The 20,826-nt window shown below is 41.8% G+C and carries 22 protein-coding genes; 9 read left to right on the forward strand and 13 right to left on the reverse strand.

Annotated elements, in window-relative coordinates; all coding sequences use genetic code 11:
• The first annotated feature begins 638 nt into the window (after positions 1-638).
• Together AC2VE5_RS15390 and AC2VE5_RS15395 are read left to right on the forward strand one after the other, a co-directional pair.
• Positions 639-1,517 carry a DUF5895 domain-containing protein gene (locus tag AC2VE5_RS15390; RefSeq protein ID WP_486888613.1) on the forward strand — a complete coding sequence of 293 codons (879 nt, stop codon included), beginning with the start codon at positions 639-641 and terminating at the stop codon, positions 1,515-1,517.
• A gap of 117 nt (positions 1,518-1,634) precedes the next feature.
• Positions 1,635-1,775 carry a hypothetical protein gene (locus AC2VE5_RS15395; RefSeq protein ID WP_486888614.1) on the forward strand — a complete coding sequence of 47 codons (141 nt, stop codon included), beginning with the start codon at positions 1,635-1,637 and terminating at the stop codon, positions 1,773-1,775.
• A 64-nt stretch (positions 1,776-1,839) separates the two neighbouring features.
• On the opposite strand, the gene mltA is transcribed toward AC2VE5_RS15395, so the two are convergent.
• Together mltA and AC2VE5_RS15405 are read right to left on the reverse strand one after the other, a co-directional pair.
• Positions 1,840-3,036 carry a murein transglycosylase A gene (mltA, locus tag AC2VE5_RS15400; RefSeq protein WP_486888616.1) on the reverse strand — a complete coding sequence of 399 codons (1,197 nt, stop codon included), beginning with the start codon at positions 3,034-3,036 and terminating at the stop codon, positions 1,840-1,842.
• Positions 3,037-3,042: 6 nt separating this feature from the next.
• Positions 3,043-3,294 carry a hypothetical protein gene (locus AC2VE5_RS15405; protein ID WP_486888617.1) on the reverse strand — a complete coding sequence of 84 codons (252 nt, stop codon included), beginning with the start codon at positions 3,292-3,294 and terminating at the stop codon, positions 3,043-3,045.
• A gap of 559 nt (positions 3,295-3,853) precedes the next feature.
• Between AC2VE5_RS15405 and AC2VE5_RS15410 the strand changes: the two genes are divergently transcribed.
• Entirely contained in the window at positions 3,854-4,162 is a 309-nt protein-coding gene (locus AC2VE5_RS15410) for an RNA-binding regulator (RefSeq protein WP_009631724.1), read from the forward strand.
• A gap of 172 nt (positions 4,163-4,334) precedes the next feature.
• On the opposite strand, the gene AC2VE5_RS15415 is transcribed toward AC2VE5_RS15410, so the two are convergent.
• The 3 genes from AC2VE5_RS15415 to AC2VE5_RS15425 form a co-directional block, all read right to left on the reverse strand.
• Positions 4,335-5,306, reverse strand: a complete 972-nt coding sequence (locus AC2VE5_RS15415) for a protochlorophyllide reductase (RefSeq protein ID WP_486888618.1) — start codon at positions 5,304-5,306, stop codon at positions 4,335-4,337.
• A 174-nt stretch (positions 5,307-5,480) separates the two neighbouring features.
• Positions 5,481-6,077 (reverse strand): hypothetical protein, encoded by a 597-nt coding sequence (locus AC2VE5_RS15420; RefSeq protein WP_486888619.1) that lies wholly within the window; start codon positions 6,075-6,077, stop codon positions 5,481-5,483.
• Between the two features lie 201 nt (positions 6,078-6,278).
• On the reverse strand, positions 6,279-7,892 hold the full coding sequence (locus tag AC2VE5_RS15425) for a CHAT domain-containing protein (protein WP_486888620.1): 1,614 nt from the start codon (positions 7,890-7,892) through the stop codon (positions 6,279-6,281).
• A 487-nt stretch (positions 7,893-8,379) separates the two neighbouring features.
• Between AC2VE5_RS15425 and AC2VE5_RS15430 the strand changes: the two genes are divergently transcribed.
• From AC2VE5_RS15430 to AC2VE5_RS15445, 4 genes are all read left to right on the forward strand, one after another.
• Positions 8,380-8,709: a hypothetical protein gene (locus AC2VE5_RS15430; RefSeq protein ID WP_486888621.1), complete on the forward strand. Its 330-nt coding sequence runs from the start codon at positions 8,380-8,382 to the stop codon at positions 8,707-8,709.
• Positions 8,699-9,235 (forward strand): GIY-YIG nuclease family protein, encoded by a 537-nt coding sequence (locus tag AC2VE5_RS15435; protein ID WP_486888622.1) that lies wholly within the window; start codon positions 8,699-8,701, stop codon positions 9,233-9,235. The genes AC2VE5_RS15430 and AC2VE5_RS15435 overlap by 11 nt, the downstream gene beginning before the upstream one ends.
• 286 nt (positions 9,236-9,521) lie before the next feature.
• Entirely contained in the window at positions 9,522-10,049 is a 528-nt protein-coding gene (locus AC2VE5_RS15440) for an outer membrane beta-barrel protein (protein WP_486888623.1), read from the forward strand.
• Positions 10,050-10,418: 369 nt separating this feature from the next.
• The gene (locus AC2VE5_RS15445) at positions 10,419-10,844 is read left to right on the forward strand and encodes a pentapeptide repeat-containing protein (RefSeq protein ID WP_486888624.1); all 426 of its coding nucleotides are present in this window, start codon (positions 10,419-10,421) and stop codon (positions 10,842-10,844) included.
• 43 nt (positions 10,845-10,887) lie between these two features.
• Here the strand turns inward: AC2VE5_RS15445 and AC2VE5_RS15450 are convergent, their stop codons facing one another.
• The gene (locus AC2VE5_RS15450) at positions 10,888-12,111 is read right to left on the reverse strand and encodes a tetratricopeptide repeat protein (RefSeq protein WP_486888625.1); all 1,224 of its coding nucleotides are present in this window, start codon (positions 12,109-12,111) and stop codon (positions 10,888-10,890) included.
• A gap of 130 nt (positions 12,112-12,241) precedes the next feature.
• On the opposite strand from AC2VE5_RS15450, the gene AC2VE5_RS15455 reads away from it, so the two are divergent.
• Positions 12,242-12,835 (forward strand): CpcT/CpeT family chromophore lyase, encoded by a 594-nt coding sequence (locus AC2VE5_RS15455; protein ID WP_486888626.1) that lies wholly within the window; start codon positions 12,242-12,244, stop codon positions 12,833-12,835.
• Between the two features lie 48 nt (positions 12,836-12,883).
• On the opposite strand, the gene AC2VE5_RS15460 is transcribed toward AC2VE5_RS15455, so the two are convergent.
• From AC2VE5_RS15460 to rppA, 5 genes are all read right to left on the reverse strand, one after another.
• Positions 12,884-13,540: an SAM-dependent methyltransferase gene (locus AC2VE5_RS15460; protein WP_486888627.1), complete on the reverse strand. Its 657-nt coding sequence runs from the start codon at positions 13,538-13,540 to the stop codon at positions 12,884-12,886.
• Between the two features lie 34 nt (positions 13,541-13,574).
• A complete protein-coding gene (locus tag AC2VE5_RS15465) occupies positions 13,575-14,936 on the reverse strand; it encodes an APC family permease (protein ID WP_486888628.1) in 1,362 nt (453 codons plus the stop codon).
• A 221-nt stretch (positions 14,937-15,157) separates the two neighbouring features.
• On the reverse strand, positions 15,158-15,985 hold the full coding sequence (locus tag AC2VE5_RS15470; protein WP_486888629.1) for a hypothetical protein: 828 nt from the start codon (positions 15,983-15,985) through the stop codon (positions 15,158-15,160).
• Between the two features lie 276 nt (positions 15,986-16,261).
• On the reverse strand, positions 16,262-17,533 hold the full coding sequence (locus AC2VE5_RS15475; protein ID WP_486888630.1) for a sensor histidine kinase: 1,272 nt from the start codon (positions 17,531-17,533) through the stop codon (positions 16,262-16,264).
• Entirely contained in the window at positions 17,520-18,203 is a 684-nt protein-coding gene (gene rppA / locus AC2VE5_RS15480; protein WP_486888631.1) for a two-component system response regulator RppA, read from the reverse strand. The genes AC2VE5_RS15475 and rppA overlap by 14 nt, the downstream gene beginning before the upstream one ends.
• 98 nt (positions 18,204-18,301) lie before the next feature.
• Between rppA and AC2VE5_RS15485 the strand changes: the two genes are divergently transcribed.
• Positions 18,302-18,661: a hypothetical protein gene (locus AC2VE5_RS15485; protein ID WP_486888632.1), complete on the forward strand. Its 360-nt coding sequence runs from the start codon at positions 18,302-18,304 to the stop codon at positions 18,659-18,661.
• A 6-nt stretch (positions 18,662-18,667) separates the two neighbouring features.
• Here the strand turns inward: AC2VE5_RS15485 and AC2VE5_RS15490 are convergent, their stop codons facing one another.
• Both AC2VE5_RS15490 and AC2VE5_RS15495 read right to left on the reverse strand, forming a co-directional pair.
• Positions 18,668-19,915 carry an FAD-dependent hydroxylase gene (locus AC2VE5_RS15490; protein ID WP_486888633.1) on the reverse strand — a complete coding sequence of 416 codons (1,248 nt, stop codon included), beginning with the start codon at positions 19,913-19,915 and terminating at the stop codon, positions 18,668-18,670.
• Between the two features lie 84 nt (positions 19,916-19,999).
• Complete coding sequence (locus AC2VE5_RS15495; protein WP_486888634.1) at positions 20,000-20,824, reverse strand: carbohydrate ABC transporter permease; 825 nt, start codon at positions 20,822-20,824, stop codon at positions 20,000-20,002.
• Between the last annotated feature and the right edge of the window lie 2 nt (positions 20,825-20,826).

Consider the following 20,826-nt stretch of genomic DNA (forward strand, 5'->3'; position numbering starts at 1 on the left):
ATTTTGCTCCTCAAAACATGGCTTTGCTTAGGCATCTTGCTCTCAATCTTCTCGCCAAAGACTCCTCATCCCAGCGTGGCATTGCCGCCAGACGCAAAAAGGCAGCTTGGGATCATACCTATCTCATCAAACTTTTAACTCAATGATTTTTATGCGGTTGCCCTGGGTTCCTGGGGTATAGCCACTTTTCCTGAATTAAGGATGATTTTTTAGAACGCAACTTGGTATCAATAGTCTGATCTAACACCTCTATCTTCTGCGTGATTTGACAAAATCTGAAGTTTTTATAAAGAAGGTTTGCAAAAGTGCGATCGTTTAGTGAAATTACGCTTCAAAAGAGATATTTAATATTTTCCCCTTGTTAAGGGGAGGCAAAAAGCGGGTATCGCTCTCTCTTGCAAACTTTTGTGGAGGGAAACCTTCCGCACAAAGTTTGCGCTTCTTCCCACTTTACTGCCGTAGCCTAGGGGGATATCGACGCTCGACTATTAACAGAAAAACTTTTCTTCTCATTTTCTCAACAGTAAATTTGCTGTCAAAAGTGCTGACTGTTACTTTTGCCCGTAGTTTACCGGATTACCTACTACTTGTAAAATAGGTAAACTTTATTAGTTCGCAATTTTTCTTATTATCAAAATATGAATTCACCAACAAATTTCGATTTTGAAGACGATAAATTTAACGCTCCACCATCGCAAGTTATTCCTTGGTGTCAAATAATTAATCCTAGGACTGACAATAGCGAAATTCAGCCTTATGGTTTGGCGATTAGAGTAGACAATGCCAAAGCTGTTGATTTTACTCCTGATGCCAATTGGCAACAAGTAGATTACACTTTTAGCACGGGAGAAATTCAACAACTGTTTATTAGCAATACACCACGGTTAATTATTGTCCGCCGAGGTCCTTTATCACTTAAAAACCGCGAAACTGGAGAAAAAATTGGCACGCTTAAAGACCATTACGATGCTTTTTTGACAGACAAACTCAAATTTAAAACTTACACTCGTCACCTGATTTACTTGGCAGATGAAAACAAAAAGTTCTTGCATAAGTTGCCTTTACAGCTAACCGTAAATGGTGCATCTGGCGCAAGTTTTAGTAAAGCTTATTCCGACTACAACAAGCAAAGTAGAGAGTTAACTGGCTTTTTGGGCGAATTAGAAAAAGCTTACGCGCAATATCGTCAACAACCAGTATCCGCCAAAGGTGGGTTATTTTATGCTCACGGCATTTTTTGCCCAATAATTGAATCTGAAGAAAGAGGAAGCGGTGAAAATACCGCGTTAATAGCGGCGACTACAGACTACGAACATCCTACTGTCGATACTCTAACTCAATACTTAATTGCCTCCGATGCTGAGGAATCGATAGTAGTAAGTCAGGCTTTTGAAGAACACAAAGAATTTGGTAAAGAAAACTTCAAAGTCGTTGAACCTCCTAAAATGGCAATGGCAACATCTTCTAGTTCCTATACTTACGCCGATGAAGATGAATTTGACTATCCACCATATTAAGAAACGTAATTAGCCGTAGGTTTTACGTCTGGTATACGGAATAATAGCTTATCCAGTTTTAGCTCTGGATTATTGGCTAGTAGCCATAAACCTACACAATTTTTAGGATAGCTATTAATGAGTTACTACGACAACGATCATTTCTGGTCTCCCCAAGAAGTTTGCGGCAAGTTGGAAGTACAAGACAAAGAAAAATCATTTTGGATAACTCAAGTTATTAAATTGGTTAAGCAATTTTTTTCGCCTTCAACCAATTAATAAAAATAATTACAGCCTTGGATTAAAGCTAATCCAAGGCTGTTTGTTACAAATTGAGTGGTTGCTACTTCAGTAGTAAGTAATATAATTGACCTCTACTACCCGTAACACCCGCGCGATCGCCTGCAACTTTTCCGGTACCCATAAAATAATCTACTCGCCCCGCACCTTTGATTGCACTACCCGCATCTTGATCCAAAACATAGCGGCTGACACTGCGATACTGCATTGGTGCTGTTGAATTACCTTTAAGTAGCGATCCAGAATCATCTTTAAAAGGCAAGCTAGTATGAATCAGTGCCAAAGCCCCTGGAGGCATTAAAGACTTATCAGTAGCAATGGAACGATCTGCCGTTACAGGTATGCCCAAACTTCCCACCGCAGGCGCTCCGTAGGTTTTGCGGAAAAACACAAAACTGCGATTGCGAGGCAAATAACTATTTAGTTCCCAAGGTTTTTGCATAAAGTAATTAATCATTACAGGCAAAGTTAGCCCCGGAAGCGGCAATTTTCCATCTTTGGCTAATTCCTTACCAATACTTGTGTAGGGATAATCAGTTTTAGCGGCGTAGCCGATGCTCATCTGCGTACCATCGGTGAGAGTAAACCGAGCCGAGCCTTGAATTTGAGCCAAAAAAGCGTCTAAGCGATCGCTTAACCAAACTAATTCCAATCCCTTCAGCTTGCTTTTTGCACCCAATAAGCCATCGCGTCCTTCTAACTGAGCGCGAGTAGGATGGGGTCTTGACCACTTGCTGAAGTTCCTAGGCATTTGATACAAGGGATAACGATACTTTTGCGTTTTCACGCGACTAGCCTCGTACATTGGTTCGTAATAGGCGGTAAATAAAACTTCCCCTTTACCATCCTTGCCCATAGAACGGTAAAAAACAAAATCTCGTTTTACAGCCTGCTGAAGATCGGCGGGAGTTTTGGCTTGAACTACCAGTTTGCGGAAGTGGACTAAACTGCGCCGGACGCGATCGCGAGTAATGCCACTAGAGCTATATTTTCGATAAGCCCTCAACGCACTAGGGGAATTGATATAACGCAAACTGCTATCAATAGATGCCAGCACCTCGCGCCAGTCTCCATTTTGACGACCCTGTTCCCCCCATATTTGTTCGTCTAACCCCAAATTATTATTTAGCATCTGCTTATCAGGGTTAGTTGCTTGCAGAGGTATACGAGCCATAGAAGGCATAGGAGAAAGCGCGATCGCAATTCCTACTGATGTCAGTAAACTAATTATCTTTTTCATTAATTACTAATATCTTTCTACACTGGAACTAAACATTGGTTCTACGCGAATCGCCAAAATGCTAGCAGGACGAATTACCATGTATTCTCCCTGAATGTTTTTGATCGGTACGCTAATGAATTCCTTGGAAGCCGACTTAGGTACAAGTTCGCTACTGTACCATTTTTGAAATTCCTGAATGTTACTAAAACGTATTTCTTCCCGATGTCCACCTTCAATCATTAGGTGTACGACGTACTCGTTAGGAGTTCTGGGCATACAATCAGAGTTACCTTATATTAGTGAAGACTAGCTGTTAGTCAAGGGTAATACCTAAATAAATCATTAATTCAAGTTAAGGTTAGAACTTGAGTTGACGCTATTTAGCCAAAAAAGTTGTAACTAATAGCCGCGATCGCGTAATGACAATAAATTAACCACAATTGGCGCAAATTTTGCAACCAAGATGTATCACTTCTCAGCGCAGTCAATTTCTGAGTAAAACCAGCAGTTTATTAGCCTGTGACGCTTATTTCACCTACCCTTGTTCCGGTAGTTCGCAAAATACAGCCCTAAAAGTAAGTCTTGCTTGATGTCTCAGCACACCCATACTTAGCAGTAGGGATAAATTTTCCCTGCCTTCAAAGCTAAATAGGAGAGGATCTAAGCCATTAATTGAACTTTTTTAACACTTTTTGCTGACTTAGCAACATAAATTCAATATTTGTGTTAGCTTCTTATAGAAGATTACATTCGGTTGTGCAGTTTATTTTTATCTATAACGATAAGTCTCTCTCCGAATCTAACTCTCATCAACCTATGATTCTAGAGACCTCTTATGTCAATTTACGTCGGTAATCTATCCTATGAAGTAGGACAAGATGACCTCAAACAAGTTTTTGCTGAATACGGAACTGTCAATCGCGTCCAAGTCCCCACAGATCGGGAAACTGGTAGAGCGCGAGGCTTCGCTTTTGTAGAGATGGGTACAGAAGCAGAAGAAACAGCAGCAATTGAAGCTCTCGACGGCGCTGAGTGGATGGGTCGGGCATTAAAAGTCAATAAAGCCAAGCCCAAAGAAGATAGAGGCGGTTCGTCAGGCGGTAGACAAGGCAACAATAGCGGTGGATATTCTCGCCGTTATTAATCCAATTGAGTTGAAATTATTTACTTTTCAACTCCCGCTCGGAATTAGTACATCTAGTTGAACCGATTACACAAATACAAATAATATTTGTGTAATCGATTGTATCTAACTCAAACTTTTATCTTTTAAGAGCAGACTCCCAGTCTGCTCTTTTTCATGGTTAAATGCTACTTCAAGCAAGTCCTACCAACTGTTTGCTTAGATCCCACAATCGCTGGGCTTTACTGTCATCGCTGGCTTCGTTAGAAACCTCTTGAACAAAAGATTGTCGGTCTTTTTGCTGGCGATTGCCCCAACTCCAATAGACACCGGATTTATTGTATTCCGGTTTTGCTACCACCTCCGCCACTCGTTCTCCTGCCAACTCCTCGGATACATATCCGCCAGTGATGTTTTTTTGAAAAAGTGGAAAAAGTTTCTGGAACAAAGGATAGTGGTGGCGAAAAAGTCCTGTGGTGGCGACACATCCAGGATAAAGACAACTAAAAGTGATACCTGTACTGTCGTGATAACGCCGATGTAATTCGCGCATGGTCAAAACATTACATAGCTTACTATCTTTGTAAGCCTTACCTGGCTTAAATTTTTTGCCGTCAATCATAGCAATGGGAGCCTTAAACCCCGCCTCAAAACCCTGAAGCCCTCCCAAGTCTGGAGGCGCTGGAATGGGGATTTTTCCGCCTAATTCCTTGGGGTTAGCAGTTACCGTACCTAAAATAATTAGCCTTGGATTTGAAGCAGAGGAGTTTTTAAAGTCCTCAAGCATGAGATTACATAACAAAAAGTGTCCTAAGTGGTTAGTCGCTACACTCAATTCGTAGCCATCGGTACTCCGCAATGGCTCTTTCAACAAAGGCAGATAAACCGCCGCGTTACACACCAAGGCATCTAGAGCTTTGCCGCTAGACCGAAAATTTTGGACAAATTGGCGCACGCTTTCTAGGTTAGCCAAGTCGAGCAACATGACAGTGTAGTTGTCTGGTGGCATTCCTAGGGCTTCGGCGGCAGTTTGGGCTTTTGTTAAATCTCGACAAGCCATGACTACGTCCCATGTACCCATTTGAGCTAGAGCTTTGGCAGCTTGCAAGCCGACACCTGAAGACGCACCAGTAATGACCACTGTTGACTTTCGATCTTGTTCCATTGTTTTAAACTCAGTTGACTGCGGTTGATTGTCTCATTGACCGAGAAGAACGCACAGTTTTTATATTACCTACAACAAGATAACGAATAAGCAACTATATTTATTTTTACCTTAAATTAAGAACCAACCAGAATTAATATTTTTACGGTATAAAATAACCTTGAAACTACTAAGTTAAATAGTTTCCTCAGCTTTGATTTGTTCTAGGGCATAACGGGCGATCGCCAAACTAAGCTTTGCCCGTTGAATTTCTGATAAATTTGCCCATTGTTCTGGGGTAACATCTGGCAGTACCGTTGCACTATTAGAATTACCCCGCATCGCATTAGCATAAGGACGTGCCAATACTAGCAAATCTTCCTCTAAGCATTTTGGCACTAGCTCTTGAATGCACTGTACCAGTTGTGCGCCTAGGGATGTTTGACTATTAACTACTTCCCTGGCTCGACGAGAAATTGCAGCCAACCATTGTTGAGGAACTTGTGCCGCAAATTGGGCGTATAACTTAGCTTGCAAGCGTTGCTGAAGATCTTGAGCAGGCACGTTTGCCAGCCACAGCCGATCTATTTGACTCAAAAAATTAGGAGTTTCAGCAATTATTTCTCGATCTAGCCAGTTGACTGAGCTTAGTTGTTCAGCTTCATTAAAATAAGCCTCGGCTGCCGGAGTCGTTGTATCCCAAGGATAAATCTTGTCGCAGGACTCTAGAAGTAACGATAATAGTTCTTGCTCTGCTGAGGACACGGGATAATTTTGTGGCTCGTTGGTCATGTTGTAACTCCTAATACATTTCTACATAAAAATATCCTAAGAATAGATACAGCAACAGTACGGCTATTTCCGTAACAGAAACTCAAGTCTTAGGGCAGATTTTCATTTTTTCTTTTGCTATCAATATCTACCCATAAGTAGAGGTTTGCATTATTGGTATCACTTCTAAGCAGGACTACAGAGGGTAAAGACTTACCTTGCTTAGGTTTCAACAATAAATTCAAAAGTTTCGCCTTGAGAACAACCAAATTTTATCTGCATTCCCGATCGCAAAGGAACTTCTTGTCGATGGATATTTTGCCAACCGTCACTATCAAAAATTAATGTGCCGAAACGAGAATTATCGCTAATAAAATAAGTCGGGACAGTTTTACCGTCTTTTTTTTCATTGCGGCAAAAGATTTTGGCGTGTTGTTTACTAATCCAAGGTTCTTCAATGGCAATATCGTTGTTTTCATTTAGACGACCTAGCCGCGCCAACCCATTTTGCAATGACCAAGCTTTTTTTGGCACAGAAAGCGATCGCAAAGAAGCTTTAAGCGGACTGAGTCTAATTTTGGAATTCCCGTCTGGTAGTTGGGTTACTTCTTCTTGCGCTGGACGAATTAGTTCGCCGTCAAATTCTGGGTGCAAGTAGAGAATAGGCAGCGTCCAAGCCGGGAAGTTAAATTTGTAGATAGCTAGTAGTTGCTGTCTGGCGATCGCGGCGGCGCGATCGATGGGATGTCTAGCAGCCAGTGCTTGAGCAAAACTTTGAATAAAAGTTAGAGCTTCTTTATCGGTAATTTGATCGCGCATCCCCAAAACTGCTGGTACGCCATGATGAATTAGCACTTCTGCTAAAGAACTATTTTGCAAAGCTTGGCGTTCGACAATGGCTGGGTGAGCTAACCAACAAGCATTAAATACGCATAGCTTTACTTGGCAGCGAGTCAATACTTGCGCCAGTTCCGTACCATTAATTTTTCGATCTGGTCGTAAATATATTAAGCCGCCGTCTGGGGCGCTCGTGCCGTGACCTGCGTAAAAAAAGATATTATAATTTTTAGTTTCTAACTGAGTTATCAGTTGCTCAGGAGTAGGTTGCAATAAAGTATCTACATGGCACTTTACTCCTAGTCCCTTGCTATTACTGGCATCGTCACCTGTTAAAGCTTTGACTAAAATATCGGCTTCTTGTTCTAGATGCAAATATTGAGTAGAGGCATCTAGTTTAGTTGAGTCTGGAGTATTTGCTCCAATCACCAGTAAAACATTCAAGCTTTGACTAATCGGCAGTGGCGGTAGCGACTCGACATTGTTTGTTGTTCGGCTAAATAATAAGTGCGGCGACAGCGACACCGAGGGCGTACCAGGTTGAGCTTGCATAATTTCCCAGGGCAAAGCAATCAAATCGGGGTCGCGAATGTCTAGGCGCAATCTTAAAGGTTTATCTCTGCCTTTAGCAATCCCCTTGCTGTGTTCTAAGGTATTCAAAATAGAGGCTTGAAATAGCCAATTCCAGAGGTTAATACCCAAGTCTTGCATTAATCGACTGCTGTAATTATTTTGACCGTTATTTGTACTTGGCGTAACGGCGGCAGGAGGTGGTAGCGTATTGATTAAAGGACTGAAGGTGTTATTGATTAATCGATCGAGTACAAACATTTCTTGCCATGCTTGCCAAGAGTGGGTAAGTTCTGGCGACCAAAAACAATCGTGTAGAATTGAGCCTGCCACAAAGGGAGCATTTACTACCCAAATAGCAAAGCTTTGATTACCGATGGTTGAGAGACGGGCGATCGCCAAGTTTAGGCATGGATCAGACACAGCCATTAGCACCCATTAAAATTAAACTGGCATTTACCAACATTTTTTCTTAGTTTAACGAGTTTTTACTTAATTTTCTGAGAAAAATATTAGACCTTTTGCAAAAGGATAAAAGGGATAGAAAAAGTAGAGTTGAGGATAAAAACTGATGCCTGTTGCGTGCAAATAAACTATCTTAAATCCTCAAAGTTTAAAAGGCTATGGGGAGTACAACTAGAAACCTTTGGGCGGATGGTAGAAGTAGTGACCCAAACCCCTCAGCCAATCTTAAGCAATATATACACATACAGGTGCGTGTCCTCAATCCATTTGCTGACGTGCTACCTGACAAAATCCTTCTATTGCGATCGCAATAGAGGGATTGAGAAATATTTTACAATTGCCAAGTCACAACAAAAAGCAAGCTGGCGATCGCAATTTTTCACTATCTATTTACTGACAATAAGTCGCCTAATCTTCTAGGCTGGTACAGATAGCTACTTCTACCAAAAAAATGCCGCTTAGAATTATCGAACACTTTGATAGTAGTTTTACTCTCGCTCCTGAAGCTCAGGCAGCTTTATTTAGCTTATTACAGGGTGAAACCTTTAAGAGCCAACTATCGGGTCAAATAGAGGGCAATGTTGAGTTTACTGGGCTATTGTTTCAGCCTGTACCTTATACTACGGCGACACCTAAAGGAATGCCCCCGGAGTATGAGAAGTACCACGCTGACGACAAATATATTATTATCAACGTCCCGCCTAACTTTATGTTTCAGGCAAAAATCTTTAAGCCTAGTCGCCTTTGTGCCATTTACCGCCAACTAGATAATGACAACTGAAGCTCCTATTCCTGCCCTTGCCAGTTTAGAATACATCCCTTACCTAGATTCGGACGGTCAATTACCCGCACAATTCCAAGGAAAAGTTGGGGTTTATGCAATTTTTGATCGAGATAAAGTGTTGCAATACGTGGGTTATTCTCGCGATGTCGATCTTAGTCTCAAGCAGCACATAGTCCGCCAAGCGCCAAAATGTTACTGGCTCAAAGTCCAAACAAGCGATCGCCCAAGTCGCACTATTTTAGAATCAATTAAAGAGGCTTGGATCAGCGACACAAGCCCCGCCAGCATCCCCTTAGAAGCAGCACAATGGACTGAGCCAATTGATGCCAAACTCACCATGACGGCGGAAGAGCAAAGTAGTTATGCGGCGGGTGACGAATTGATGCAAGCCAAATTACTTAAAAATGTTGCCCGTCGAGTCGAGCAGCAAATACTAGCACAATTAGAGGAGCGCGGCTTAAAAATGCAAATGCGCTTCAATCCCAAGCTCAAAGAAAAAGGCTTGCTCGATTTGAAACCATAGGCTCAGAGCTAAGCACCTTTAAATAAATGCGATCGCTGGCAATATTACTGTCAACCTGAAATTAAAATTTCAGGTTGACGGCGTATTTTAATTGTTAGTGATTAATGTTGTGACAATTGTTAGTGATTAATGTTGTGACAGTTTAGAAACAGTCTATATAATTTACTTTTTTGTCCTTAATATTGTTAATAAATAATTGATTTTATTCAACAGATAATTTAAACATAGTTGGAACATTTTTAAATAGTTATGCGACTAGAAATATGAAAGCAACAAACTAATAATTATGAAATCATTTTTTAAACAATCTGTCAAGATTGCAGCATTATCTGCCTTGTTAATTGTTCCCGTATTATCTGCACAAACAGCCTCAGCCAAGCCTTCAGGGACTAGAGCAAGTTATTTGGGTGCAGGGATTGCCACAGGGGTTACTAATGGCGGAAAAAATGGAGATGCGGCAACATTTGGTGGCAATATTCAAGGACGCTTAGCAATTCCCAATACACCAGTTTCAGCGCGGGGAGCAATTTTATTTAGCAATGAAACCAGCGCTATTATGCCGATGATTTCCTACGATATTCCTGTTACTAATAGAGCCAATGCTTACTTGGGTGCAGGCTATTCATTTGTCGAAGCCAACGGTAAACCAACACCTTTAGGCAACAAGGATTCAGTCGTACTGACTACGGGTTTAGAAACAGAAGTAACCAAAAACATCATGTTTTACACTGATGCCAAATTAGGAATTAAGGCTTACGAAAACAGCCCAGCCTCGGCGGTAAGTTTCCAAGCTGGTGCAGCTTATCGGTTTTAATTTCAATAATTTAGGCTAGTAGGCACAAGGGTAGTAACCCTCAATTAGTTAAAGTTGGAAGACTTTAACTAATTGTTTCTTTGTATAGGTTAGATTTTGGCTATTTATCTAGCAATTATGAGGAGCGAGTAGTATTGACGAAAGTGCGATCGCTTAAGTTGTTTCTAGGGCGCAGATACGTTGCTTAGTAAATTCAATTTTTAAATTAATAGCAAGTACCCAAAGGTAGGCAAAGTTTTCTGACTTAAGACTGATTTTAGATAAATTACTCCTTCTAATTCTGTCGATTGTAGGATGTAAAAGTTTATTAATCAAGTCATTCTATTAATAGAAGGTTATATAAACCTGGATAAATCTTGAGGTAAAAAAATGAAACTGTTAATTACAGCTACTACTGCAATCATCAGTACAATTTGTTTACTAGCTCCAGTAAAAGCAGAAAATCCCGCTCATGTTAAGCAATTGCTAGAAACAAATCAATGTCGAAAATGCGACTTACAAGGAGCGGACTTAAGTAGCGCTCACTTAATCGGCGCAGACTTGAGGGATGCAAATTTGCAGCAAGCTAATCTTGCCAATACTAACTTGGAGGGCGCAGACTTAACAGGCGCTAATCTCAAACAAGCAATATTACTCAATGCTTTTGCTTCAGACGCTAGTTTTAATGAAGCCAATCTTACAGGCGTTAACTTTAGTAGTGCCAAGCTCTACAACGCAGACATGGATGGTGCTACAGTATTTGGAGCAAATTTTGATGGAGCCAAACTATACGGCGCAGCCTTATCCAATTACTAAGAAGTCTAAATTCGCCCCTCTCCTAGACTAAATCTAGTCTTCACTATTTGGGAATTTGCTTATCTACCAAAGCAATCTGCTGGCTAAAATAATCTTCTTGATATTGCAGTTGTTTTGCTAACTCCAGCCCGTTTTGAAACGCAGCCAAAGCATCGGGATAACTACCTTTTTTAAGATTAATTTGCCCAATTTGGTCGTAAGTATTCATCATCCCGTATAAGTTTACAGCTTGCTCGTCAGCTTGCAAAAGAATCCTACTTGTTTGTAAAGCCTCGTCGATTTGATCTTGCGAACGATACAAAGCAACTAATTTTCTGAGCGCATCTCCCGCTTGAAAAAACTGCTGTAAAGCCCAAGCAGAAGTATACGCTTGCTGATAACTTGCAAAAGCTTGTTCTAATTGTCCCAATACTTCGTAATCAGTAGCGATCGCTAAATGCAATGCTGGAATTGCTGTAAGTAACTTTTCTTGCTGGTAAAGGGCTAATAACTGTTGCTTAGCTGCTACTGCTTGCTGGCGTTGCTTCGATTGATCGTAAATATAAACTAACTGTCGCAAATAAGCTAATTCTCCAGGGCGATCGCTCTTAGCTTTAGCAAGACTTAGCAACTGGTTGTAACTAGCCACGGCTTGCGGATAATCGAACCAACTTAAATGTAATTGGGCAATAGTTTGCAGCGTATCTTCGGCGGCGGTACTATTTTGTTGCTGTTGAATTGCTAAAATTTGGCTATAAACTGCCAAAGCTGATTTTGGTACTCGCACTTGCTCGAAAGCCGAAGCCAAAGCTGTTAATAGCTGCAAATCCTCACTTGACTTCACTTGCTGCGAAATTACGTCTAAGCGTTGAGTAATTACCTGCACCTGATAGCGTTCGTTTTCCGCCCAAGCGATCGCGCCTACGCGCCCTAACGCCTGAGTTTCTGCTAAAAACCCTAACACCCGCCTCAATCTCAATTCTCGATTCCAAGTCTCAAAAGCCCCTAATTTATCTCCCGCATTTAACTTAGTTTGAGCTTGAGTATTTAATTCATCCAGCGCCGCCGATAAGTTTTTTTGTTCCTCTGGACTAGGTGAAGGAGAAGGTAAAAGCGGATCTGGGGTCTTAATTTCTAAAGGATTAACCGGAAATTCTGCCGGAGGAGTCGCAGGTGCGGCGATCGCATTTGTACTGCTAACTAGCCAAAAAGTAGCGCCAATCAGGAGTTTTAGCACCAAGCTTTGACCAAAATTTTGTTTGTATAGCTGGTGGGGGCTTGAGTCCATAAGTAGTAGTTGGAGGCGTGAATTGCTTAAATAAGTTGACGCACAAAAGCAAAAAATTATCCTGAAAAAAGGCTAGACCACAAGCTTTAAAATACAAAAATTAGACATCAATAACTGCATTTTCAATCAAATGACTCATTCTACAGATATCACAACTTTAGCCCGATGGATGGCAGCCGATTTTAGCAATCAGCAACAAGCTTTTGACAACCCGCCCTTTTTTGCTCACATTCGCGTATGTATGCGCCCCTTGCCCCTAGAACTGCTGTCAGGAGTCAGTTTTTATATCGAGCAAGCTTATGATTATATGCTCAACACTCCCTATCGAGTCCGAGTGCTGAAACTGATCGTAACAGGCGATCGCATAGAGATTGAAAACTATACCGTTAAGGAAGAACAGCAGTTTTACGGCGCATCGCGCCAAAAAGAATGTCTCAACGCTTTGACTGCGGCGCATTTAGAAAAACTACCAGGCTGCAATATGCTTGTAGATTGGACTGGTAGAGCTTTTAAGGGCGTTGTCGAACCAGGGAAAGGTTGTATTGTCTTTCGCAAAGACAAAAAAACTTATTTAGATAGCGAATTTGAAATTGACCAGGATAGATTTATTAGTTTAGACCGGGGGCGAGAGCTAGAAACCAACGAACATATTTGGGGTTCGGTGGCTGGAGCGTTTCAATTTGTGCGTAAAGCTAGTTTTGCAGACGAAGTACAAGTTAGATAGAGACAAGTTAGGGTAGACAAAACCTGTCTACCCTGGCAATTAATTTATCTACTTTAAATTAGCAGGAATAGTCTTAGGTACAACCCAGTAATAGACAGTGTGTTGACGAGTTGGACCTTGGACTTGGACAACCCGCTCTGGCTTCCATTCACCCATATCAAAATCGTGAGACACGATGCGCGTACCTGGTTTGAGTTGCTTAAACAACTGAGGACGCAGCTTAACATTAATATCTGGCAACAGATAAAGTGTAACTACTGTAGCCTCGCTCAAATCGGTCTTAAATAAGTCTTGCTGACGAAATTGGACGAGATCGGTTACTTTTGCAGCACGAGCATTGGCGTTAGCTTCGCTAATTCGTTCGGGGTTGATATCTATTCCTACCCCCCTCGTACCGTATTTTTGGGCTGCTGCAATCACAATTCGCCCATCACCACTACCAAGATCGTAGAGAACATCACCTTTTTTTACATTGGCTATTTGTAACATTTGAGTTACAACTTCATTTGGTGTTGGTACATAAGGAACATCAGGATCTCGTTCGGGAACTTCAGTAGAGGCAGGAGTTTCAGTAGAGGCAGGGGTTTCAATCGTAGTAGCAGGGCTTTGTTGAGCTTGAGCATTAAAATCGCGCTGTTGGTCGCAACCAGCAATAGTTAAGCTACTAACACCAAGCGCTACTAACAATAACTTTCGTAACTGCATAATTTTTCCTCGTAATAAGTTCAAGTTCTTTCAACTAATGCCGATAGGAAGACCACCACAAGAGCGGAATACCAGCAACAACAACGGCAACGCCAAAAGCCGCCCCAATACCTGTATAGACCAGGCTGGAATAGAGCAAATAGCCGCAGATTAGGCAAAACAAAATTGGCGTAACAGGATAAAAGGGGACGCGGAAAGGACGGGGAGTTTGAGGTTCTTTAGCGCGTAAAATAAATAGCGACACTCCGCTTAAGAGAAAAAAGAACCAAAAAACCGGGGCAGTGTAATCTATCATCGTTGTAAAACCTTGGCGCGTGAAACTACCAAGCACTACCAAAGCTAAAGTAATCGCACCTTGGACGAGTAGGGCATTTTTTGGGGTATTAGAGCGAGATTTCCAGTGTCCCAAAAAAGAAAATAAGCGAAAATCTTGTCCCAAAGCGTAGTTAGTCCGAGCGCCAGTAAAGATGTTGCCGTTAGTTGCTCCCAAAGTTGCGATCACAATTAGCAAGCTAATAAATAGCGCTCCTGGTTCTCCAAAAGCGCTACGCATCAAATCTGCCGCTACAGCTTCCGATTGTGCCATGGCAGTTAATCCCAAGCCATGGATGTAGGCAAAGTTGATTAACAAATAAATGGCGGTAATGATGCCAATACTCCACATCAACAGCCGCACCATATTGCGTTTGACGTTGTGCAACTCCGCAGATATATAAGCTGCTTCATTCCAGCCGCCAAAGGAAAACAGCACAAAAACCATTGCCGAACCCCAGTTGGTTTCGGTGGTAGCGGGGGCAGATACAGGGGGTGAGGAGGGAGCAATAAAAACTGCCCCTACTAGAATCACCAATAGCAAGCCAAAGATTTTAGCTATACTCAACCAATTTTGCGTCCACTTTCCTTGCTCGATACCGACAATATTTAGAATTGTCAACAAGATGACGGCAAAAGCAGCATAGATAGATGGCGAGTAGTCGCCAAGCCGCAATAATTGGGAGGCATAGTCGCCAAAAACAAAAGCTACCGTAGCAATGGAGCCAGTTTGAATTACTGCCATTCGCGCCCAAGCAAACAGGAAAGCAACACCAGAGCCAAAAGCACGCATGAAGTAATGATAATTGCCGCCAGCGTGGGGATAGGCAGTAGCTAATTCGCCGTAGCAAAGAGCGCCAATTAAAGACATGACACCGCCCAAAAACCAGGCTAATAGCACCGCCGAATTACTACCCAAGTTGTTGGCAACTATCGACGGCGTTTGAAAAATGCCGACCCCAATTACCAAACCGACAATTAGCGCCAACGCATCGCCAAGAGCGATCGCACTTTTGGGGGCGGCTACTTCACCTAAAACTACAACTTGCTCGTTTAAACCACGATCTGCACGTCGTTGTGTCATTCCACCTACCGTTGTTTAAGACTGCTATGGGATGCTGTAATTCTCCTACACATAAGAAAATTGCGATCGCCAGCTATAAAAAATGCGATCGCTGACTTAATATTTGCCTAGCCAAATTTCTCAATACTTGCTACTTCCCTCAGCATTTTGACTTGAAATTAGTTTTGCAAATAAATGTGACTAAAAAGTGACAGTAGGGTTTGAGATAGTTGCTTTAAGCTTTAAAGTCCTGAAAAGTTATAGCCAACTCCAAGTACTACCCCTACGTCTGTTCCATCAACAAACCCGACATTTACTCCGGCTGTTGCTGTAAATTGGGGGTTTATAGGTACGTCTAAACCACCTGTTAGCAATACTCCTACATTGCTATCATCTCCTGTAGAAATTATTGCGCCGCCGCCAATATAAGGGGCTACATTAAATCTAGTTATTTCCAAACTTTCGGTAGGAAAATCTATTGTTACAGGTAACAAAACCGTTACATTATCGCCAAGTAAGATTGAAGGTCTTGCAGACAAGTTTTGCGTTAAACCAATTTTGCTTAGGACACTAAAAGAACCTTCTCCTATCCCTGTGTCGCCGCCGATCCCAATGTTGCCACCAACACCTATATAACTCGAACCAGAGCGAGTAGCTCTACCAGGATTAACTCCACCAAAGGGTGGATTACTGCCATCCGATGGTGGTGGTGTTGGCTCTGATGATGGTGTTGTTGGGGTTCCATCCGATGGTGCTGTTTGCGTCGTCCCGTCGGTCGGTACAGTGTTATCGAAGGGTGCTGTTTGCGTCGTCCCGTCGGTCGGTACAGTGTTATCGAAGGGTGCTGTTTGCGTCGTCCCGTCGGTCGGTACAGTGTTATCTAAGGGCGCACTTTGTGTAGTTTCTTGGGGTGCAGAAAGTTGAGCCATAAAATCATAATTGGCATCTTTACTGTCAAAACTTGGTGCAATGGCATCTACATTTTCAGCAATTATCAACGTATTGCGATCGCCAGATTCTGTAGTCTGAGCTTGAGCCGATCCGACTAAAAATACCGACGCGGTAGTCATACCGATTACCAAATAAAATTTTTTTAAGCTCATATTAGTGGTGTCTCCCTGCTGATAAACTAACAAAAGATTGAGGACAATAACATTTTTGATTTAGTTGATGTTTACTGCTAAAGTAATACTAAAGATAGATGTAAAACTTTAATAATTTTTCAACTAAATCACTAGGCTAATTAAGCTTTAATCGCTTAATGACTCAGCAGATTGAAAATAATAAGTATTCAACCTGATACTTATTATAGTGAACAATAAATGTGACGAAAAAGTGACAAAAACTTAAGATTTTGAACTAAGTGGTAGTCTGATTTGAAAAGTTGAACCTTTTCCAAGCTTGCTACTAACACTAATTTGCCCGTTGTGAGCTTTCACAATTTGCTCGGCGATCGCAAGCCCCAACCCAAAACCACCGCTCCCCTTGGTACGTTCTTCATCCACGCGGTAAAATCGTTGAAAAATATGCGGTAAATGTTCTTTAGAAATGCCTGCACCGCTATCGATGACTTGGATTATTCCTTGATGGGCTTGAGTAGATAGCTTTAACTGCACCGTACCGCCAGCAGGAGTATATTTGCAAGCATTGTTGAGTAGATTCATTACTGCTTGACGAATCAAATTTGCATCAGCTTTTACTTCCACCGCTTGCGCTGGTAAGTGGCTAATAAAATTTAGCTTTGTAGCTTTAGCTTGAAGTTTGTAGTTATCTACTACATCTATTAATAATTGCCTTAAATCTAAGTTTGATAGGGCTTCTGGGGTTAGCTTTCCTTCATGACGCGCTAGAAATAATAATTGAGTTACCAGGGAACTCATCAATTTAGTAGCATCAACAATTTTCTCAAACCGCAGACTTTGCTGAGAATTGTCACCGGGAGGCGCAAGCAAACCGACTTGAGCATTACTAAGAACCACAGCTAAAGGCGTACGCAACTCGTGAGAAGCATCCGCCGCAAAGCGCTGCAATTGCTCGTAAGATTGACGAATTGGCTGCATTGCAAGCCCCCCCAAAAACCACCCCACAAGAGCGATCGCCCCTAAAGTTCCTAGCACTACCAAACTTAAAACTAGGCGCAACTGATCTAATGTTTCTCGAACAGTTGTCAAGGTGATGCCAACTTGAACGTAACCAATCAGCAAATCATTTTGACGCACGGGTAACGTTACTTGCCGTACCCAGTCGCGATTTCTTGTTGCCTTAATTGTTTTAAATTCTGAGATCTTTTGGAGCTTTTCTGGGGGAGTCGTCCCAAAAAACTGCACCAAAATTCCTTTCTCGTCGTACCACCGGGCGTAAGTCACCGCACTATTCAATGATTCGGGATTGTTGCCTAGCAGAGGGACATTTTCTAGATTTACTTGTTTTTGATTTTTATAAAACTGATGCTTGACATTAGCTGCCATTACTCTAGCTTTTTTGTAGAGTAGGAGATCGGTTGTTTCTAACTGGTCTACAGCTTCAATGTAATAAATTAAGGACGCAAAAATAATTACAATGCTGCCCATAGACAAAGTAAACCAACAAGCCAAGTTTCGACGGCTACGATTGAACATGAGGAGCTTTGAAGCGATAACCCATACCGTAAATAGTTTCAATCCAATCGGTTGCATCCACTTCTTGCAGGCGCTGGCGCAGTCGCTTAACTAAAGTAGTTACCGCATTGCTTTCCGGTTCTGTACCCCATTCCCATAAAGCGTATTCAATGCGATCGCGGCTCAAAACTTGCCCTGGATGACGAAAAAAATACTCTAGTAACTGAAACTCCCGCGCCGTAAGCTGTACTTGAGTAGTTTCCCGTTCTACCATCAAAGTATGCAAGTTGAGGTGCAATTCATCCATTGTCAGAGTATCAGTTTGCATCACTGGCGATCGCCTGCCTAACGCTCTTACCCGTGCTAGTAGTTCAATTAAATCCGTGGGTTTAACTAAATAATCATCCGCCCCCGCGTCTAAACCAACAACTTTATCTGTAGTCGTATCTTTAGCAGTTAGCATGAGGATTGGCGAAGTTTTACCCAACTTTCGATACTGACGACACAAGCTTAAACCACTAACTTTAGGTAGCATCCAGTCTAAGATTAGCAAATCGTACTCTTTTTGCGACAGCATCCATTGAGCCGTTTCTCCATCTTCTAAAGCGTCAACAATATGTCCTGCTTGCAATAAAACTGTATGTAATGGTTCCAATTGAGCGGGATCGTCCTCTACCACTAAAATTCTCATGCTGGGCGACTCCTCTTTTCCCAATCTTTTTATACTAGATAAGCCAGAGCGATTTGCACGTCTTCCAGTAGTAAGAATTTTGATAAATACTATTATTTATGGCTATACCTCGTTTTTGGCTAGTTTTGCCTGTTTTGGGGCTAATATTTTGGTACTGTAGCGATTTGACCACCGATCAAATATTGAGCCGTCCTTATGGGACTGTAGCGCAGCTAGAAGCAGATACTCAATTAGAAATAAAGCTGTCGCTCACTATTATTGTAATTAAAGCGGAAATTGATAAAGCCCAAGGTTTTACTCAAGTTCAAGTCAAAAATACCAATCCTGTACTCACAAAATTAGAATTTGAGTTTCCGGTAACAGAATTTAGTCAAGTCGAATACGCGATCGCGCAAGAGTTGGGCTTATCTCTTGAAGAAGTGCGCAAGCTAGTCCGCTATCGAGTTAGACATAATTAAAAGTAACTAAAGTCGCTGGGCGATTTCTGGGGTGCGTCCTTTTAACCCAGTCATTAGTTTTAAAGCAAATACTTTAATCGGCGGTACTCGGCGCAACATCAATAAACCAATGCGGCGAATTATTACTACGGGCAAAAAGTTGTTGGAAAACACTCGATCTAATAAATCGGTAAACCCCAAAATTGTCAGATTCTCTTGCTTGCGCCAACTTTCGTAGCGTTTGAGAATTGCTAGTTCGCCAATATCTTCCCCTTGGGTTTGGGCTTTTTGTAATACCTGCGCCAAAGCCGCCGCATCGCGGATACCCATATTCAAACCTTGTCCGCCGACGGGATGACAACAGTGGGCTGCATCGCCCACTAAAGCAAGTCGAGGCAAAACATAGCGATCGCTCTGCATCAACTGTACGGGAAAAACAAAGCGATCGCCTTCTAATTCCAGTTTGCCCATTTGTGCGCCATAGCGCCTAGTAAGTTCGGCTAAAAATTCCTCGTCATTTAATGCAACTAATGCTTTTGCTTCGGCGTGGGGTGCAGTCCACACAATTCGGCAGCGATTCCCTGGTAAAGGCAAAACCGCAAAAGGTCCGCTACTCCAAAATTTTTCGTAGGCTGTATTATTGTGTCCCTTTTCTGGCTTAACAAAAGCAACAATACACGACTGCCAATATTGCCAACCGCGCGTGTTAATTCCCGCCGCTTGACGAGTCCGCGACTTTGCCCCATCGGCGGCGACAATCAAGCGGGTACGGATAGTTTTTATTTCCTCTGCGATCTGCAAGCTAATTTCTACTCCAGAGGGCTGATATTGAGTCTCTAGTACCTGTGCGGGACACAAATAGGTAACATTATCGCACTTGCTTACAAAGTCCTGTAAAGGCTTTAGTAGCGCCTGATGTTCGGCTACATAGCCCAAAACTTCTGTACCCAAATCGGTAGTTTCAAAGTTGACTGCTTGGGAATAATCGGCATCGGAAAGCTGAACGTGACTAAAATGAGCAATTTGCGGCAATATCTCGTCCCATACGCCAATCCCTGCAAATATGCGTCCTGAGAGGAGATGAACGGCGTAAGCTTGCCCTTTGGCGGCGGCTGTAGATTGAGGATTTGCTTCGATTACGACTACTTTTAGCCCAGAATTATGCAACGCACTAGCTAAAGTTAAGCCAATAATGCCACCACCTGCGATCGCTAAATCATAATCATAGGTTAGAGGTAGTTTTGCGGAGGTGGGAGGAGAATCAAGCCGTACCATTGGACTACATACGAATTGTTACATTTCTTTATTTTCACTATAGCAGCCATAGTTAAGTCAGGAGTAGCAATTTCTAGCCTTGACTTATTTACCACCTGTAAAAGTTACGCCTTGAATAAAGTAACGGTTAAAAAACGCATATATAGCCAAGGCAGGTAAAGTAAACATCATTGAAGCTGCCATTATGTAGTTCCAGTAACTTATATATTGACCTTTAAAGATATTTAAACCCAAAGGTAGAGTAAACATTGTTGAATCGGACAAAATCATTAATGGGGATAAAAAATTATTCCATGCACCCATAAATACAAATATTGCTTGGGCAGCTAGTGCAGGTTTTGCCAGAGGTAAAACAATTTGAAAAAACGTTTCCAAGTGTCCCAATCCATCTAAAGCTGCGGCTTCTTCTAAATCTTTAGGAAAACTAATAAAAAATTGTCGCATCATAAATATAAAAGTTGCGTTAATAATATTTGGGACAATTAAACCTTGGTAGGAATTTAACCATCCTAAATTTTTTAAAATCAAAAAAGTAGGAATTAAGGTAATTTGTCCAGGAATCATTAAAACTGCCAAAATTAGGAAAAACCAAAACTTATTTCCCGGAAAATGCAGCCTTGCTAAAGCATAGCCAGCCATTGAGTTAAATAGTAAATTAAAAGTAGTTACACTTACAGCTACTACAACACTATTAAATAACCAGCGTCCAAACAATGGTTCTTGACTAAATATTTGTTCGTAGTTTGCTAGAGTAAACTGCTGCGGGATAAAGCTAGTTCCGCCGCCGACAATTTCTGCCAAGGGTTTGAAAGAAGCAGAAAGCGCCCACGCAAAAGGAATAACAGTAATAATTGCATATAAAACTAAAGCTGAATATAAAAACAATTTAATTGCTGAAAAACGCCGCATAA

The organism is Aliterella sp. E5.1, assembly GCF_057473825.1.